This window comes from Kribbella sindirgiensis (assembly GCF_004331435.1).
GTDB classification, from domain to species: domain Bacteria; phylum Actinomycetota; class Actinomycetes; order Propionibacteriales; family Kribbellaceae; genus Kribbella; species Kribbella sindirgiensis.
On the sequence record NZ_SJKA01000002.1, the window covers coordinates 102,335 to 117,889 of the forward strand.

16 protein-coding genes are annotated in these 15,555 nt (G+C 68.6%); 6 read left to right on the forward strand and 10 right to left on the reverse strand.

Features of this window, described 5'->3' with window-relative positions; genetic code table 11:
- Nucleotides 1-58: 58 nt before the first annotated feature.
- Nucleotides 59-1,069, reverse strand: a complete 1,011-nt coding sequence (locus tag E0H50_RS04980; protein WP_131285277.1) for an ABC transporter permease — start codon at nt 1,067-1,069, stop codon at nt 59-61.
- Between the two features lie 109 nt (nt 1,070-1,178).
- Between E0H50_RS04980 and E0H50_RS04985 the strand changes: the two genes are divergently transcribed.
- From E0H50_RS04985 to E0H50_RS05000, 4 genes are all read left to right on the forward strand, one after another.
- The gene (locus E0H50_RS04985) at nt 1,179-1,775 is read left to right on the forward strand and encodes a TetR/AcrR family transcriptional regulator (protein ID WP_131285279.1); all 597 of its coding nucleotides are present in this window, start codon (nt 1,179-1,181) and stop codon (nt 1,773-1,775) included.
- 81 nt (nt 1,776-1,856) lie between these two features.
- Nucleotides 1,857-2,642, forward strand: a complete 786-nt coding sequence (locus E0H50_RS04990; RefSeq protein WP_131285281.1) for an ABC transporter ATP-binding protein — start codon at nt 1,857-1,859, stop codon at nt 2,640-2,642.
- Nucleotides 2,639-5,104 (forward strand): ABC transporter permease, encoded by a 2,466-nt coding sequence (locus E0H50_RS04995; RefSeq protein ID WP_131285283.1) that lies wholly within the window; start codon nt 2,639-2,641, stop codon nt 5,102-5,104. Before E0H50_RS04990 ends, E0H50_RS04995 begins: the two co-directional genes overlap by 4 nt.
- 79 nt (nt 5,105-5,183) lie before the next feature.
- Nucleotides 5,184-6,125 (forward strand): phosphotransferase family protein, encoded by a 942-nt coding sequence (locus E0H50_RS05000; protein WP_131285285.1) that lies wholly within the window; start codon nt 5,184-5,186, stop codon nt 6,123-6,125.
- Here the strand turns inward: E0H50_RS05000 and E0H50_RS05005 are convergent.
- Genes E0H50_RS05005 through E0H50_RS05015 form a run of 3 tightly spaced genes read right to left on the reverse strand, consistent with a single transcriptional unit; the run spans nt 6,096 to nt 7,981 of the window.
- The gene (locus E0H50_RS05005) at nt 6,096-6,713 is read right to left on the reverse strand and encodes a class I SAM-dependent methyltransferase (RefSeq protein WP_131285287.1); all 618 of its coding nucleotides are present in this window, start codon (nt 6,711-6,713) and stop codon (nt 6,096-6,098) included. The genes E0H50_RS05000 and E0H50_RS05005 overlap by 30 nt on opposite strands.
- On the reverse strand, nt 6,632-7,258 hold the full coding sequence (locus E0H50_RS05010) for an NADPH-dependent FMN reductase (protein ID WP_131285289.1): 627 nt from the start codon (nt 7,256-7,258) through the stop codon (nt 6,632-6,634). Before E0H50_RS05010 ends, E0H50_RS05005 begins: the two co-directional genes overlap by 82 nt.
- 60 nt (nt 7,259-7,318) lie before the next feature.
- On the reverse strand, nt 7,319-7,981 hold the full coding sequence (locus E0H50_RS05015) for a DedA family protein (protein WP_131285291.1): 663 nt from the start codon (nt 7,979-7,981) through the stop codon (nt 7,319-7,321).
- A 192-nt stretch (nt 7,982-8,173) separates the two neighbouring features.
- Here E0H50_RS05015 and E0H50_RS05020 point away from each other — a divergent pair, with 192 nt between their 5' ends.
- A complete protein-coding gene (locus E0H50_RS05020) occupies nt 8,174-8,902 on the forward strand; it encodes a 6-phosphogluconolactonase (protein ID WP_131285293.1) in 729 nt (242 codons plus the stop codon).
- On the opposite strand, the gene E0H50_RS05025 is transcribed toward E0H50_RS05020, so the two are convergent.
- Nucleotides 8,899-9,642 carry an SDR family oxidoreductase gene (locus E0H50_RS05025; RefSeq protein ID WP_202868021.1) on the reverse strand — a complete coding sequence of 248 codons (744 nt, stop codon included), beginning with the start codon at nt 9,640-9,642 and terminating at the stop codon, nt 8,899-8,901. The two genes, E0H50_RS05020 and E0H50_RS05025, sit on opposite strands and share 4 nt — an antisense overlap.
- Before the next feature lie 33 nt (nt 9,643-9,675).
- On the opposite strand from E0H50_RS05025, the gene E0H50_RS05030 reads away from it, so the two are divergent.
- Nucleotides 9,676-10,245: a TetR/AcrR family transcriptional regulator gene (locus E0H50_RS05030; RefSeq protein WP_131285297.1), complete on the forward strand. Its 570-nt coding sequence runs from the start codon at nt 9,676-9,678 to the stop codon at nt 10,243-10,245.
- Nucleotides 10,246-10,249: 4 nt separating this feature from the next.
- On the opposite strand, the gene E0H50_RS05035 is transcribed toward E0H50_RS05030, so the two are convergent.
- The 5 genes from E0H50_RS05035 to E0H50_RS05055 form a co-directional block, all read right to left on the reverse strand.
- On the reverse strand, nt 10,250-10,870 hold the full coding sequence (locus E0H50_RS05035) for an antibiotic biosynthesis monooxygenase family protein (protein ID WP_131285299.1): 621 nt from the start codon (nt 10,868-10,870) through the stop codon (nt 10,250-10,252).
- A gap of 92 nt (nt 10,871-10,962) precedes the next feature.
- Complete coding sequence (locus E0H50_RS05040) at nt 10,963-11,313, reverse strand: VOC family protein (RefSeq protein WP_131285301.1); 351 nt, start codon at nt 11,311-11,313, stop codon at nt 10,963-10,965.
- Nucleotides 11,314-11,316: 3 nt separating this feature from the next.
- On the reverse strand, nt 11,317-12,132 hold the full coding sequence (locus tag E0H50_RS05045; protein ID WP_131285303.1) for a MerR family transcriptional regulator: 816 nt from the start codon (nt 12,130-12,132) through the stop codon (nt 11,317-11,319).
- Between the two features lie 132 nt (nt 12,133-12,264).
- On the reverse strand, nt 12,265-13,635 hold the full coding sequence (locus E0H50_RS43680) for a chitinase (protein ID WP_131285305.1): 1,371 nt from the start codon (nt 13,633-13,635) through the stop codon (nt 12,265-12,267).
- Nucleotides 13,632-15,512: a lectin gene (locus E0H50_RS05055; protein ID WP_131285307.1), complete on the reverse strand. Its 1,881-nt coding sequence runs from the start codon at nt 15,510-15,512 to the stop codon at nt 13,632-13,634. The genes E0H50_RS43680 and E0H50_RS05055 overlap by 4 nt, the downstream gene beginning before the upstream one ends.
- Nucleotides 15,513-15,555 lie beyond the last annotated feature (43 nt).

Genomic DNA, 15,555 nt, shown 5'->3' on the forward strand with positions numbered 1-15,555 from the left:
GTAACGCGGTGACCAGAACGTAACGATCCGGTCACCGCGTTGTCATACCCCCACTTTGTCAGGCGGCGACAGCGGACGCCTCGTGCCGGGCCGGTACGGCGCGTCCTCGCGAGCGCAGCGCGCCGAGCCCGCAGAGCGCCACTCCGGCGAGTAACCAGCACGCCAGTACGACGAGTGGCCGCGCGGCGCCGGCGCCGTCGAAGAAGCTCACCGAGCGCAACGCCGTACCGGCTGCTCCGGGCGGCAGCAGCTGACCCAGCGTGCCCCATCCGCTCGGCAGCATCTCGGGGGCGCTGGTCATTCCGGAGAGCGGGTTGCCGAGCAGCATCATCACGGCGCCGCCGAACGCGAGTCCCGCCGTACCGAGCAGCCACTCGAGTCCGAGCAGGGTGAGGCTGATGGCCGCGATCGACATCGCGATCACGCCCGCGTTGCCGAGGTAGCTGCCCTCGAAGGAGCCGAGCCAATACTGGAGGACGGCGGCCAGCGCAAGCCCGCCGGTGACCGCGAACGTGATCGCTCCGATCATCCGCTGCGCACCGGATCGCACCAGCTGGGTGAGCGCGGCGGCGGCGATGATCCCGCCGAGCACGAGCGGCAAGGCGCCGGCAGCCAGACCGGCGCCGCGCGGATCGTCCTTCGGCAGCGGCACGATGTCGGTCACCTTCGCCGGATTCCCTGAGTTCTCTGCCGACATCCGGGTGGACAGCTGCGTCAGGACCTGCGCGATGGCCGGTCCGCCCGCGGAGGCGGTCAGTACTTCGGGCTGCGCCGCGTCCAGCACGATCGCGCCGTACGCGTCCCGGTCCTCGATCCGCTGCACCGCCGCCTGCCGATCCGGTACGGCGGTGATCTCGAAGCCACCGGGCATCGCCTGCTCGAGACCGGCCTGGATCTGCGCGACGGCCGGCGCCGGGCCGGACACCGCGAGCGGGACGTTCCGCGGTTCGGAGCGCGCGGACGGCCACGCGAACGCGATCAGGAACACCGTGAGGACCGCGGTCAGCAGCGTGATGACGGCGATCAGGGGCGGCCGGCGACGGTCGGCCGCGTGCGCCTCAGTGGTCATGGTCAGTACTCCCTCGGGCATTAAAACCGAATGATCGTTCTTTATAGGTTCGAGCCTGGCAACGGCCCGGCGACTTGTCAAGAACGGACATTCGTTTTATGTTGCGAGCGTGCCCAAGGTCACCGAGGAACACCGCCTGGCGCGCCGCGCGCAGATCGTCGCGGCGGCCCGTACCTGCGTGCTCGAGGACGGTTTCCACAAGACGACGATGGCGGACGTGATCCGCGAGTCCGGGCTGTCCGCGGGCGCCGTCTACGGGTACTTCAAGAGCAAGGAGGAGATCGTCGCCGCGATCGCCGAGGACGCGCTCAGCACCGTGGACGAGGTCTTCCAGAAGATCCTCGCCACCGAGCAGCCGCTGACACCGCTGATGGCGCTGGAGACCGCGCTCGCGCACGTGGTCGAGGTGTCCGAACGGCCCGGCGGCGACGTCACCCGGGTCGCCGTCCAGGCCTGGGCCGAGGCGTTGCGCAACCCGGCGATCATGAGCACCGCGTCCGGCAAGTACACGCAGTTGCGGGACCGGTTCGAGGACGTCGCCCGCCGCGCCCAGGCCGACGGCACGATCGACGCCGACGTGGATCCCCGCCACGTCGCCCAGGTGCTGTTCGGCCTGATCCCGGGCTTCGTCCTGCAGCGGCTCATCATCGGTGACGTCACCAAGGCGACGTACAGCGCCGGCCTCCGCGCCCTGTTCCGTCCCTGACCGTGGGTGGGGTTTCGTCCACCATCAGGCGGCGGTTCAGCACCATGGGTTCGTACGCCGCTGATCCGTAGCGTCGGCGGCATGAAGAAACGGACGCAGGAAGCAGTCGACGGGACCGGGTACTCGGTCGTCCTGCACGAGGTACGACGGGTCTACGGCCGTGGCGGCAACGCCGTCACCGCCCTGAACGGGATCTCGATGAAATTCGCCCCCGGCACCTTCACCGCGGTGATGGGTCCGTCCGGATCGGGCAAGAGCACCTTCCTGCACTGTGCGGCGGGGCTCGACCGGCCGACGTCGGGCAGCGTCGCCATCGACGGTCAGCCGCTGGCCGGACTGAGTGAGCGCAGGCTGACCGAGCTCCGGCGGGAGCGGATCGGCTTCGTGTTCCAGTCCTTCAACCTGCTGCCGGCGCTGACCGTCTGGCAGAACGTCTGCCTGCCGCAGGAGCTCGACGGGCGCCGCGTGAACAAGGCCGCCGTACGGCAGGTGCTGGAGCGCGTCGGTCTGGCCGACCGGGCCAAGCACCGCCCCGGCGAACTGTCCGGCGGGCAGCAGCAGCGGGTCGCGATCGCCCGCGCACTCGTCGCCCGGCCGGCCGTGATCTTCGCCGACGAACCGACCGGCGCTCTCGACACCCAGACCGCCGCCGACGTCCTCGAACTTCTGCGCGAGCCGGTGCGGACCCAGGGCCAGACCGTCGTCATGGTCACCCACGACCCGGTCGCGGCGTCGTACGCCGACCAGGTCGTCTTCCTCGCCGACGGCGCCTTGGCCGGCAGCCTCACCGCCCCGACCGCCGAAGCGGTCGCCGACCGGATGACCCACCTCGGCGCGCGGTCGACACTGCAGGCGGTGGCGGGATGATGCGTCTGGCTGTCCGCACCTTGCGCCATCGCAAGAGCGGATTCATCGCCACGTTCATCGCGGTCGTCTTCGGTACGGCGATCGTGATGGCCTGCGGCGGCCTGATGGAGACCGGCATCCGTTCCAACGTCGAACCCGAACGCCTGGCCGCGACCTCGCTCGTCGTGACCGGCAAACAGTCACACCACCGCCCCGGTATCGAAGACCCCACTCCGCTCACGGAACGCGTCGGCGTACCGATCGAACAACTCGCCAAGATCCGTTCTGTGGAAGGAGTTTCCTCCGCTGTCGGTGACTACACCTTCACCGCGGTCGGCCCGTCGATCTCCGAAGGCCACAACTGGTCGAGTGCCGCCCTCGCCCCCTATCAACTCAGCTCTGGGCGTGCGCCTGCCTCTGGGCAGGTAGTTGTCTCGTCCGGGAAGGTCGGCGAGCAGCTGACCCTGCTGATCAACGGCGAGCCGAAGACCTTCACGATCAGCGGGATCGCCCCACGGGCCGCGAGCCACGCCTTCTTCTCCGATCGCGACGCGGCGCAGCTCGTCCGCAACCCGTCCCGCTTCGCCGATGTCGGCGTACTGGTTGCTCCCGGCACCGATCTCTCCGCGGTCAAGGACCGGCTGGAAGAGGTCGACGGGAACCTGACGGTCCGTGCGGGGGTCGACCGCGGCCTCGCGGAGCACCCGGATGCCGAATCGCGCCGTACGGCGTTGATCGCGATCGCCGGATCGTTCGGCGGGATCGCGACGATGACGATGATGTTCGTGGTCGCGTCCACGCTGGCGCTCGCGGCGCAGCACCGGCAACGTGAGTTCGCGCTGCTCCGCGGGATCGGCACCACACCCGGTCAGGTCCGGCGGATGATCCTCGGCGAGGCGCTGATGGTCTCGCTGCCGGCCGTCGTCCTCGGCTGCCTGCCCGGGATCTTCCTCGGTGGCTTCCTCTTCGACCAGCTCAGTTCGCATGGCGTCGCCTCGCCGGTGATCGAGTTCTCGCAGGGCTGGATCCCGTTCGCGGCGGGCGCCGGCGCGGCGGTCCTCGCGGCCGTCGGCGCGGCGCTGATCGCGGCCCGGAAGTCGGCGAAGATCAAGCCCGTCGAGGCGCTGGTCGAGGCCTCGTTGCAGCGGAAGTGGTTCAGCTGGATCCGGTTGCTGTTCGGTCTGTTGTTCCTCGGTGGCGGGATGGCGTTGCTGATCGTCACCGCGACGGTGATGTCCGGGCCGCTGGCCGCCTCGACCGCTGGTCCGTCGATCCTCTGCTGGGCGATCGGTGTCGCGTTGCTCGGCCCGTTCTGGAGCAAGCTGGTGCTGGGCTTCTGGCGCTGGCCGGTCCAGGCGCTGACCCGGGTGAACGGCCGCCTCGCGATCCGCAACCTGTCGGCGCGATCGGTCGCGCTGTCGGCCGCCGCGATGCCCGTGATGCTTGCCGTCGGCATCTCGACCGCCAACCTGTACATGCAGACCACGCAGGTGCACGCATCCTCCGAGGCGTTCACGCGGGACCTCCGCGCGGACGCCGTACTGGTGTCGGAGGCCGGTCTCTCGCCGACGGTGCTCTCGCAGGTTCGAGAGGTGCCCGGCGTGGCGAGCGCTTCGGCGTTCGTCCGCAGCATGGGCGCGGTCGACGACCCCCGCAAGGCTCCGTTCGACGAGGACGGCGCGCCGGTGATCGGCGTGGACGCACAGGGCACTGAGGGCACCGCACCGGTCCGGTTGACGGGCGGATCGCTGGCCGGGCTCACCGGGGCGACCGCGGCGATCCCGGAGTACATGGCTCAGAAGACCGGTCGTGGCGTCGGCTCGGAGATCACGATGACGTTGGGCGACGGGACCACGACGAAGTTGCGGGTGGTCGCGACGTTCGCGGCCGAGCGTGGGTACGAGACGATCATCCTGCCCGCGTCGCTGGTCGTCGCGCACACGACGGACGGGTTGACGAAGCAGATCCTGGTACGGGCCGCGCCGGGAGCCGACGTACGACCGGGTCTGGCCGAACTCGCCGCCGCGCACCCGGGCGTCCAGGTCACCGACCGCAGCACGCTGGTCGCGTCGAACGTCGAGGACCTGCAGACCCAGGCGTGGATCAACTACATGCTCGTCGGCATGCTGATCGCCTACACGGCGGTCTCGGTCGTCAACACCCTGGTGTCGACCACCCTGCGCCGCCGCCGCGAGTTCGCCCTGCAACGGCTGACCGGCTCGACCCGCTTCCAGGTGCTCCGCATGCTGACCACCGAAAGCACCCTGGTCACCCTCACCGGCGTCACCCTGGGCACCGCAGTAGCCCTGGCCTGCCTACTCCCCTTCTCCGCCAAGGTCGCCGACAACGCCCTCCCCACAGGCCCGATCTGGATCTACCTCGTGATCGTCGGCGCCGCCGCCCTGCTCACCTTCGGATCCACCCTCATCCCAGCCACCACAGCCCTCCGCCACTCCCCTACCCAACCGACCTACTCGGACTGAGTTCGTGCCGGCTTTCCGGAAGATTTTCGCCACCCAGCGCAAACTTTCTTCCGGAAAGCCCTCGTGATGAGATGAGCGGATGAGGTGGCTGGCCGAGAATTCTCCCGAGGCGGTTGCTGACGCACTGCGAATGGTCGCTCCGGAGTTGAGCGGGCACAACGTTGTCGTTCGGGAGACGTTCGCCGAGGAAGACCCACGTTGGTGGGCCGCCAGCGCGATGGTCGGGGAACAGTACGTCGCGAAGTTCGCGTGGTCGCGACCCGCAGCACTGCGGGTTGCGCACGAGATCGACGTACTGGCTGCGCTGGCCGACGAGCCCGGTGTTCCGTTCCTCCCCAAGGTTGTTGCCAGCAGCACCGATCCGGTGCTGCTGGTGACCAAACGCGTTCCCGGTACGGCGTTGTTCGACATCGCCGACTCGATCGACCGGGATCACGCCGGCCGCCAACTCGCGGTCTTTCTGGCCGCCCTGCACCAAGCCTTCGAACGAGTCGACCACCTCGTCGGTGGCCTTCAGCCCGTCCTGCTACCACCCGCGACCACTGAGACGATCCGCTCCGGCATCGGGCAGTGGATCCGGCCGGATCAGCTCGACTCCGTGATGCACTGGTGCGACTGGACCGACGACGTCCTCGCATCGCGTGCGCCGACCGTACTGGCGCACGGCGACTTCCATGGCGGGAACCAGGTCTGGCACGACGATGAGCTCCGCGTGGTGGTCGACTTCGAAACAGTCGGTACGGCCGAGCCGGAGTACGACCTCCGCACCTTCCCGGGGACCGGGCCAGGTGTCGAGCTCCTCCAGACGACCATGCACCACTACCAGCAGATCACCGGCCGCAGCCTGTCTGCTGAACGGGTCATGGCCTGGCATCTCCGCACCGCGCTCGGCGACGCCCTGTGGCGGAGCGAAGCCGGCGTACCGCTCCCGGATCATCGAACACCGGTTGCCTGGGTCGACGACCTGGCCGCTCGGTTCAGCGCCCTGGAGTCAGTCTTTCACCGCAAGAGAGGTCAGTAGGAGCGGTAGCGGGTCGCCCGGCAGACGCCAGAATCCGTTGGGATCCTGGATCATTTCCGGGGTTCGCTGCCGTAGGTCAACCGGGAGCTCGTCGAGGCGTTGGACTCGTAGGCCGGCTCCGGCTAGGGCGTTGACCAGTCCGCTGACTGTCCACGGCCAGGTGCTCTGGACATGCTCCTGCAGCTCCTGGCCGGTGTAGCTGGTGCGCACCGTGCGATCGGCGGCTCCTTCCCGGAAGTACGACGTACGCACCCGAAGGTCCTCGTCCACCATCGATTGCAGCGGATGGAACTCGGCGAGGAACACCACTCCGCCTGGTCGCAGCATCCGCGCCACCACCCGCGCGAACTCGTCCAGGTCGGGCAGCCACACCAGTACGCCGTACGTCGCCACCACCACGTCGTACGACGCGGGCTCCAGGACGTCGGCCACGTCGTACACGTCCGCCCGCACGAACCGCGCGGGCAACTCGACCTCGGCGGCCAGTCGTTGCGCGGCCGTTTGTGCTAGCGGGCGGGGGTTGGTTCGGGGAGGGGTTGGAGGGCGATGGTGGTGGCTTGGATGATGGGGGCGTTGGTGCGGATCCAGGTTGAGAGGACGACCTGGAGGTCTTCGAGGTCGCGTTCCTCCAGGATGACTCCGGGCACGGGGACGCTGGCGCCCAGCTCCGCGAGCACTGGGCGGAGGTGGTGATCGGCCAGCAGTTTGTGGCTCGGTGCGGCTGACACCGTCACCGGGACGACCACGGAGCCGGCCAGGGCGGAGGGGCGCAGTACGTCGAGGAAGCTCTTCAGCAGGCCGGTGTAGCTGCCCTTGTAGACCGGGGTCGCGACGACGATCACCGACGCCGACGACACCAGATCGATCGCACTCTCGAGCGCGGCCTGCGCGTCGGCCCCGGCGTGCTCACCCTGGAAGATGGCCGGGGCGATCGTCACGAGATCGATCAGCTCGTCGATCCGGTACGGCGTACCGAGCTCGGAGGCGAGCAGCTCCGCGACAGACGCCGCGGCGGCCGCCGTCCGCGACCCGGCCCGCGGGTTGCCCACCACCGTGACGACCGACTGCGGCCAGACCGGCGGCTCTTGCGCCCCCTGGGGCACGACCTGCGGCTCGAACGCGACTGGCGGCATCTGACCCATCTCCTGAACCCTCGACGGCAACTCCCGCGAGCGTAGTCAAAGTCGAGCCGCTTAGTTGACTTTCTCATAATCCGAACGCCGGGCCCGGACCTTCACCACGACGAACCACCCGACCGCCGCCACCGCGGCCACGATCACGACCTTCTGGAACACCCCGACCGACGACTCCACCAGATGCCACCGCTCACCGAGCTGATAGCCGGCCAGGATCAGCAAGGAGTTCCACACCAGGCTCCCGACCGTTGTCAGCGCCAGGAACAGCGCAACCGACATCCGCTCGACACCGGCGGGCACCGAGATCAGGCTGCGCACCACCGGCACCAGCCGCCCGATCAGCACCGCCCTCGCGCCATGCCGGACGAACCATTCCTCGGCCTTGTCGACGTCCTGCAGTTTCACCAGCGGCAGCTTCTCGGCGAGCGCCCGCGTCCGGTCCCGCCCGAGCACCGCGCCCACGCCGTACAACGCGAGCGCACCCACGACCGACCCGAGCGTGGTGAACACGATCGCAGCGACCAGTCCGAAATCACCCCGCGCCGCCGCGAACCCGGCCAGCGGCAGGATCACCTCGCTCGGCAACGGTGGAAACAGGTTTTCCAACGCCACCGCAAGCCCCGCGCCCGCCGGTCCCATCCGCTCCATGAGATCGATCGCCCACCCGGCAACGCCTCCCGTCGGCTCCTGTACCGCGCTGATCAGCGCCTGATTCGTCATGCCCACGAAGCTATGTGGACGGACAAACCCACACACTCCGGCCAGCCACCAAACCGCCCGGGGGTTAACCCCCCAAGGTGAGCACACCTACCGGTGACTGAGCACATGCCATTGCCTGTACCCAGGCCCCGGCGTTTGTTCACACCTCGGCATGGCGCGGCGGTGATCCGGCGGGTGTGCGAGGGTTTCCGCATGACTGTTGAGCATGCGCCGCGAGTCGTCACCTGCTCCGACCGCACGGAGCTCGGGCGGGCCGCAAGCGCCGCTGCCGCCGAGCGGCTGCGGAAGGCGATCGCAACGACCGGACGGGCGCGCCTCATGCTGGCCGCCGCGCCGAGCCAGACAGCCACCCTCGCCGCGCTCGCCGTCGAACCGGATCTGGACTGGAGCCGGGTCGAGTGCTTCCACATGGACGAGTACGTCGACCTGAAGCCCGAGGCACCGCAGTCGTTCCGCAACTGGCTGCGCCGGAACTTCCTCGACAAGGTGCCGCAGGCAACGTTCCACCCGCTGGCACCCGACGACGGCCCGGACACCTACGCGGAGCTGATCGGCGACGAGCCGTTCGACCTCGTCCTGTTCGGTCTCGGCGTCAACGGCCACCTCGCGTTCAACGATCCGCCCGCCGACTTCGACGACCCGGCGGCCACGAAACGCGTCGCGCTGGACGAGACCAGCCGCCGGCAGCAGGTCGACGAGGGCAACTTCGCCCAACTCGCCGACGTACCGACCCACGCGATCACCGTGACCATCCCCCGCCTGCTGAACGCGCACGCGCTGATCGGTTCGGTCCCCGGATCGGTCAAACGCCAGGCCGTCCACGACACCCTCACACAGCCGATCGACCCCAACTACCCCGGTACGGCGCTGCGCACGCATCCCGACGTACAACTCTTCCTCGACACCGACTCGACTCCCTAGCCGACGCCGAGGTGCAGACCACCGGACGCGTCCACGACCTGTCCGGTGATCCACCGCGCCGCGGGTGAGGCCAGGAAGGCGACCACCTCGGCGACATCGTCGGCACCGCCCAACCGGCCGAGCGCCGTCTGCGCGACGATCAGCTCGGTCAACCCAGGCGTCTCGAAGATCGCGCCGTTCGCCTCGGTCCGGGTCGCACCGGGCGCGACGGCGTTCACGGTGATACCCCGCGCGCCCAGTTCCTGCGCCAAGGTAACGGTCATCGTCTCCAGCGCACCCTTGGTCATCGCGAACGACGTCTGCGCCGGGTTCGCCATCCGGGTCGCGACCGACGAGATCGACACGATCCGGCCGTCGTCGGACAGCATCGGCAGCAGCCGCTGGATCAGGAAGTACGGCGCCCGAACGTTGACCGCCACCAGCCGGTCGAACGCCGCCTCCGTATCCGCACCGATCGGCCCCGCCGGCGACGCCGCCGCGTTGTTCACCAGCACATCCAGCCGCCGGCCGGCCAGCTCCGCATCCAGCTGATCAACCACCGACTCGACATCCCCGGGCACGCCCAGCTCGGCCCCGATCACGAACCCGCGCCCTCCGATCCGCGCCAGCGTCTCCTCCGCACCGGCCTTGTCCCGCCCGTAGTGCACCGCGACCTCACACCCCGCCGCGGCCAGTCGCTCCGCGATCGCCCGCCCGATGCCGCGGGAGGCACCGGTGACCAACGCAACCTTGGCATTCATGTTAGAAACTATCATGTTGTTAGTATCTACCACATGAACTTGAGAGACCGCCAGCGTGCCGACACCCGGCAACGCATTCAGCGGCAGGCGCTCCGCCTGTTCACCGACCGCGGGTACGACGCAACCACGGTGAACGACGTCGCCGACGCGGCCGGCGTCTCGGCGATGACGGTCTACCGGAACTTCCCCACCAAGGAAGACATGGTCCTGTACGACGACTTCGACCAGCTGACCGCGACCACGCTCACCCAGGTGCCCGCGACCGGATCACTCACCGACCGCATCGGCCGGACCGTCCTGACCATCCTCGACCTGGCCGCCACGAACGAGCACGACCTACTCCTCGCACGCCTCCGCCTGATGATCTCCACACCAGCACTCCAGGCCCGCCACCTGGACAGCCAGTACCGCCTCCAGGAGGCCTTCGTCAGCGCGATCTGCGCCGACGACCCCACCCTGGAGTACGGCGCCCGCGCCGCCGCGAGCGCCGTATTGGGTGTGACGCACACCGCCCTGCTCTGTTGGGCAACCACCGCCGGCGAGGCCGACCTCACGGACCTGTTCCGCGAAGCGTTCACGGCAGCCTTCGGTCACGCGCCATGACGGATCAGGTCAGCTCAGGGACCCTCAGGTGGGCGATGGCGAGTTCGAACTCGCCGACGTCCACCATTTCGGCGCCGGCGTCCTTGGCGGTCGAGGCACGCATCGAGGCGGCCGCCTCCCGGCTGCCGTCCAGCGTCTCCTGGCTGTCGTAGGTGACCGACGAGACCGCCCGGCCGGACTCCCGGTCGACCAGCAGGCTCGCGCTGCAGAAGCCGGCCAGATCCTCCAGCCTCGGCAGCGAGGCGAGCTTGTAGACGTCGATCGCCCGGTCCAGGTTCGCGGGGTCGACCTTCACCCAGGTCGCCCGGACACACGCACCGGCCGTCGACCGGTGATCACGGTGCAGTACGGCGATCTCCCACTCCTGCACCATCGGACTGCCGCCGAGCTCCGCCGCGATCCGCTCCCGGATCGGCTGCAGCGCTTCGTTCGTGGCCCGCATCGCCTCCTCGGACTGCCAGGCGCTGGTCGTGATACAACGGCCGGACTTCCGGTCGACCAGCATGGACAGGCCGATACAGCCGTCCATCCCGGTCAGCATGGGCATCACCTCGTCGCGCACCCGCGCGACGCCGGCGTCGATCGACGCCGGGGCGGCATTGATCGTGGTGGAACGCGCGTACACGATCCACCCCCTTACGCTCAGGGCAGCGCCCGGGCGGCGCCGCCGGACACTTCTCACCCTCCTCCCGCAAGAGAACCCTGACAAGGGCGCGCTCAGCTGTGCTCGGCTACGTCGAAGACGTTGCCTTCGGGGTCCGCCAGCGTGATCCAGTGCGCGCCGTACTCGTTGTGCTCGTCGAGCCGCTTGGCGCCCAGCCCGACCAGGCGGTCGACCTCGGCAGCCCAGTCGGTGGCCGCCAGGTCAACGTGCAGGCGGTTCTTGCCGGTGCGCGGCTCCGGGACCTGCAGGAACATCAGCGTCGGCCCGTCCGCGGCCCGGTTCACGGTCGCGAAGAACTCGTTGCCGTCAGCATCGACCTCGGTCGACAGCACGCCGGCCCAGAAGGTGGCGAGCGCCAGCGCGTCGGCGCTGTCGAAGGCGATGTTCTCGAGCGTTACAGACATGGTTCAGCCTTTCAGCACGGGGATCTGCTGGATCGGCCAGCAGACCTCGGTTCGGTAGTCGGCCGGATCGGGGACGTCCCCCGGGCCGATCGGGTACAGCTCACGGATCGGGCCCGGCGCCACCTCGCAGTACTCCGCGACGTGACTGCCGAGCGCGCCGTACGTACGGTCGAAGTCGGTCATCGGGCCGGCGTGCACGGCGATCGCGAAGAACCCGCCGGGCAGGTCGACGAGCTCGACCCCGTCGGCCGGCGGCTGGTCGGGCGCCACCGGGAGGAAGGTCACCACCTCACCCGCATCCTCGGTGAAGAACTCGTCGCTGTACGTCGCACCCGAGGTGGCGCGGATGTCACCGGCGACGGCATCGAGCTTCCCGAAGGCGTACTCGCACCAGGGGCCGATCTCGTCGCGGATGACGTGCCCGGTCACGCCGTACGCGCGGAACGGCGGGATGAACCGGTACTGCACGTCGAGCACCGGGCGGCCGGGGGTGAGCAGTTCACGCAGTGAGGTGACGACGTCACGCGTGTGGGCGAGTTCCTGCTCCATCCGCTCGAGATGGGCCCGGAGCGTCTCTTCGCGGGCCGTACCGTCGGATGCCTCGACCACTGCGCGGACGTCCGGGAGTGGCATTCGCAGCTCGCGGAGCCGCCGGATGAGCAAGGCGGTGTCGACCTGGTCGGTGCCGTAGCGCCGGTAGCCCGACGAGGCGTCGATCGCGACCGGGGCAAGCAGGCCGATGTCGTGGTAGTGGTGCAGGGTCTTCACACTCAGATGCGTCAGGCGGGAGAACTCCCCCACCGTCACCGTCGCCGTCATGCGACAAGCTTCCACCCTCCGGTAGCCGGAGGGTCAAACGCGGATCGCCAGGCCATCACAATCGTCGGCCCGCGACGGCTGCCCGTGCAGGCGAGCCGTCGCGGGCCGATTGTGATGGCCTGGCGATCCGCGCTACCCGCGGTAGCGGCCGATCACCTTGGAGAAGTCCCAGGGGTTCTGGGGGATGCCGGAGCAGGTGTCGGCGCCGCCTCCGCTGCAGGGGCGGTCGCGGTTGACCGACCAGAAGGTGAAGCGGGCCAGGTGGTGCTCGGACGCGTAGGACAGCATCGACTCGAAATCCGACAGGTTGACGCGCTCACCGGCCACGTCGGTGAGGCCGTTCATCGAGGAGATGCCGATCTTCCGGTACGCCGCGTCGTCGGTCAGCCCGTACGCCGCCTTGACCCGGTTCTTCAGCCCGTCGGCCGCCTGCCGGGTCAGCGTGCCCATGTTGGTCGACCCGCCGCCGAAGTCGAACGGCATGATCACCCAGCCGTCCAGGTTCAGCCCGGAGTTCGCACCGCGCTGGATCAGGTCCTGCCCGTTCCCGTCCGGACCGGACGTCGTCGTGCCGAACGTCAGGTACGTCGCGATCCCCGGGTTGTTCTGCTCGACGATCTTCAGCGCGTCGATCACCCGCTGCCGCACGGTCGCGTTGCTGAACTCGGTCGCCTCGATGTCCACGTCGAACGCCTTCAACGACAGCGCGTTGATCACCTTCTGGTACGCCGCCGCGAGCTCGCCTGCCGACCCGCAACTCTCGCCCAGCTTGTTACCGGACCAGCCGCCAACCGACACCACCACGTCACCGCCGTTGGACCGGATCGTGTTGATCGCCTGCTGATCGACCCCACCGGTCAGCGGCCGGTTCCCGTCCCACTGCGGGTTGCAGTACCCGTTGGACAGGATGAACGCCATCGTGAACCACTTCACCCCGGTCGCGTTCATCACCGTCGCCGGGTTCGGCGGGCTCCCCCAGCCCTGATAGAGGTACGGCGCTGCCGCCATCGGCGCACCGCCCGCGGGCGGAGGTCCGTCGTCCGCGGCCGGCACGTTCCACTTCTGGTTCGCCGCACCGGTACAGCTCCACAGCTGCAGCGGCGTACTGTTCGCGGAGTTGTTGCCGGTGACATCGAGACACTTGTTCGCCTGCGGGTTCACGAGGTCGCGGCCTGACGTGTACGTCCACTGCTGGGCCGCGGATCCGTTGCACGTCCACAGCTGCACCTTCGCGCCGTTGGCGACCGAACCGCCCGACACATCCAGGCATTTGCCGAGGGCCCGCAACGTCCCGTCACTCGACCGGGACCACTGCTGAGCACTTGTCCCGTTGCAGTCGTACAGCTGGACCGCCGTACCGTCGGCGGAGTTCGCGCCGGCCACGTCCGCGCACTTCCCCGCCAGGCCGGTGATCGTCCCGGTCGCCGCCTGCGCGGGGCTCGCCGTCAGCAACAGACCGCCAGCGAGCACCAGAGCGGCAGCGGCCGCCGTCACCCGCCTCATGAGATGGTCCACTTCTGGTTCGCGGCGCCGGTGCAGCTCCACAGCTGCAGTGGTGTGCCGTTGGCCGAGTTGTTGCCGGTGACATCAAGACACTTGTTCGCCTGTGGATTCACCAGGTCTCTCCCACTCGTGTAGGTCCATTGCTGGGCGGCGCTTCCGTTGCAGGTGTAGAGCTGGACGCGAGCACCGTCCGCGACGGAGCCGGCGTTGACATCGAGACACTTGCCGAGAGCACGGACCGTCCCGTCGCCAGGACGCGACCACTGCTGGGCCGTCGTACCGTTGCAGTCGTACAGCTGCACCGCCGTACCGTCGGCGGAGTTCGCGCCGGCGACGTCCATGCACTTGCCGGCCAGCCCCGTGATCTGTCCGCCGCCGCCACCGCCGTCGCCGCTCTGCGAGCCGGACCAGGTGAAGGTCGCCGACGTCTTGGTCGGCAGCGTGTAGACGAAGGACTGCGAGCCCCAGTTCACCCGCACCGACTGCGAGCTACCCGTGGTGTTGTAGGCGATCAGGGCCTTGGATCCGTCCGGGTTCTTCCAGGCCACGTTCTTCACCGCGCTGTTCGCGGTCGAGTCGATCCGCAGCGCGCCCGGCTTCACGAACTTCGTCAGGTGGCCCATCGTGTAGTACTCGACGGTCTTGGTGACCTGACCGCGCTGGCTGTCGTTGCGGTGCACGGTGACGAGACCGGTGCAGACGTTGCAGCCGGCGCCGACGTACGGCAGGTGGTTCTCGTCCAGCGCGATACCCCACTTGACCCACGACTTGTCCCAGTTGCGGGTGTAGTCGACCAGGTTGTTCATGTCCTCGGCCTGCTGGTTCGCGATCCAGGTGCCGCCGGAGTGCTCGGTCATGTACGCGTTCACCGACGGGTACTGGTTGTGCACAGTCGTCTGCAGGCTCACGTCACCGCCGTACCCGTGCCAGGCGATCCCGCCGAAGTTCGGGTGGTTGCGCAGTGCGGCGTCCGCGATCGGGACCGAGCCGAGGTCGTTGTAGTTGCCCCAGTTGTAGTCGAGGATCAGCACCTTGGTGGTGAGCCCGGCGGCCTGCAGCGCGGGCATCAGGTTGTTCTTGGTGAACTCGAGCAGGCCGGAGCCGTTCCAGTTCATCGACGCGTACCCGGTCGAGTCCGAGCCGCAGCAGGTCGGCTCGTTCTGCACCGAGATGTAGTCGATGTGGTTGCCCTGGGCCTCGTTCTGCTGCAGGTACTTCACGAAGTACTGCGCGTACGTCGGCGCGTACTCCCACTTCAGCCAGCCGCGGTGGACGAAGTCGTTGTTGTCCTTCATCCAGGCCGGCGCGCTCCACGGCGAACCCATCACCTTCAGCGCCGGGTTGAGGGCCCGCGCCTGCTTGGTGAGCGGTACGACGTCGGCGAGGTCGTGCTGGATGCTGAAGTCGTTCAGGTCGCAGCACGTGTCGTCGTAGGAGTAGTTGAACCGGGCCAGGTCGGACGCGCCCATCGGGTTGCGGACGAAGGCCAGACCGATCCCGTTGACCGGGTCGAACAGGTCCTTCATCACCTGGTCGCGGGTCGCGGCCGAGATCACGTTGCTGCTGTTCAGCAGCCAGGCGGAGCTGTCGGCGAACGAGGCACCACCGCCCTCGAAGGACTGGTACGTCGTGTTCTCGTTGACCGTGACGGTCTGGTTCGCCGACCCTCCGGCCGGGCCGAAGTTCACCGGTGTCTGCGGCTGCAGACCGCGGGTCACGTTCTGGCCGGCGGCGTCGTTGGTGGTGGTCAGCCAGATGTTCACCTGTTCACCGGCGGTCGTCGAGCCGACGGCGGGTGGGGCGGTTCCGAAGCCGAATCCGGCGGCAGCCACGCAGAGCGCAGCCACCGCGGCCGGCAAGAGCCGTTTCGCGGGCATGGGGCGGTCTCCCTGTGTTCAAAGGAGTTTCGGGGCGGTTCGA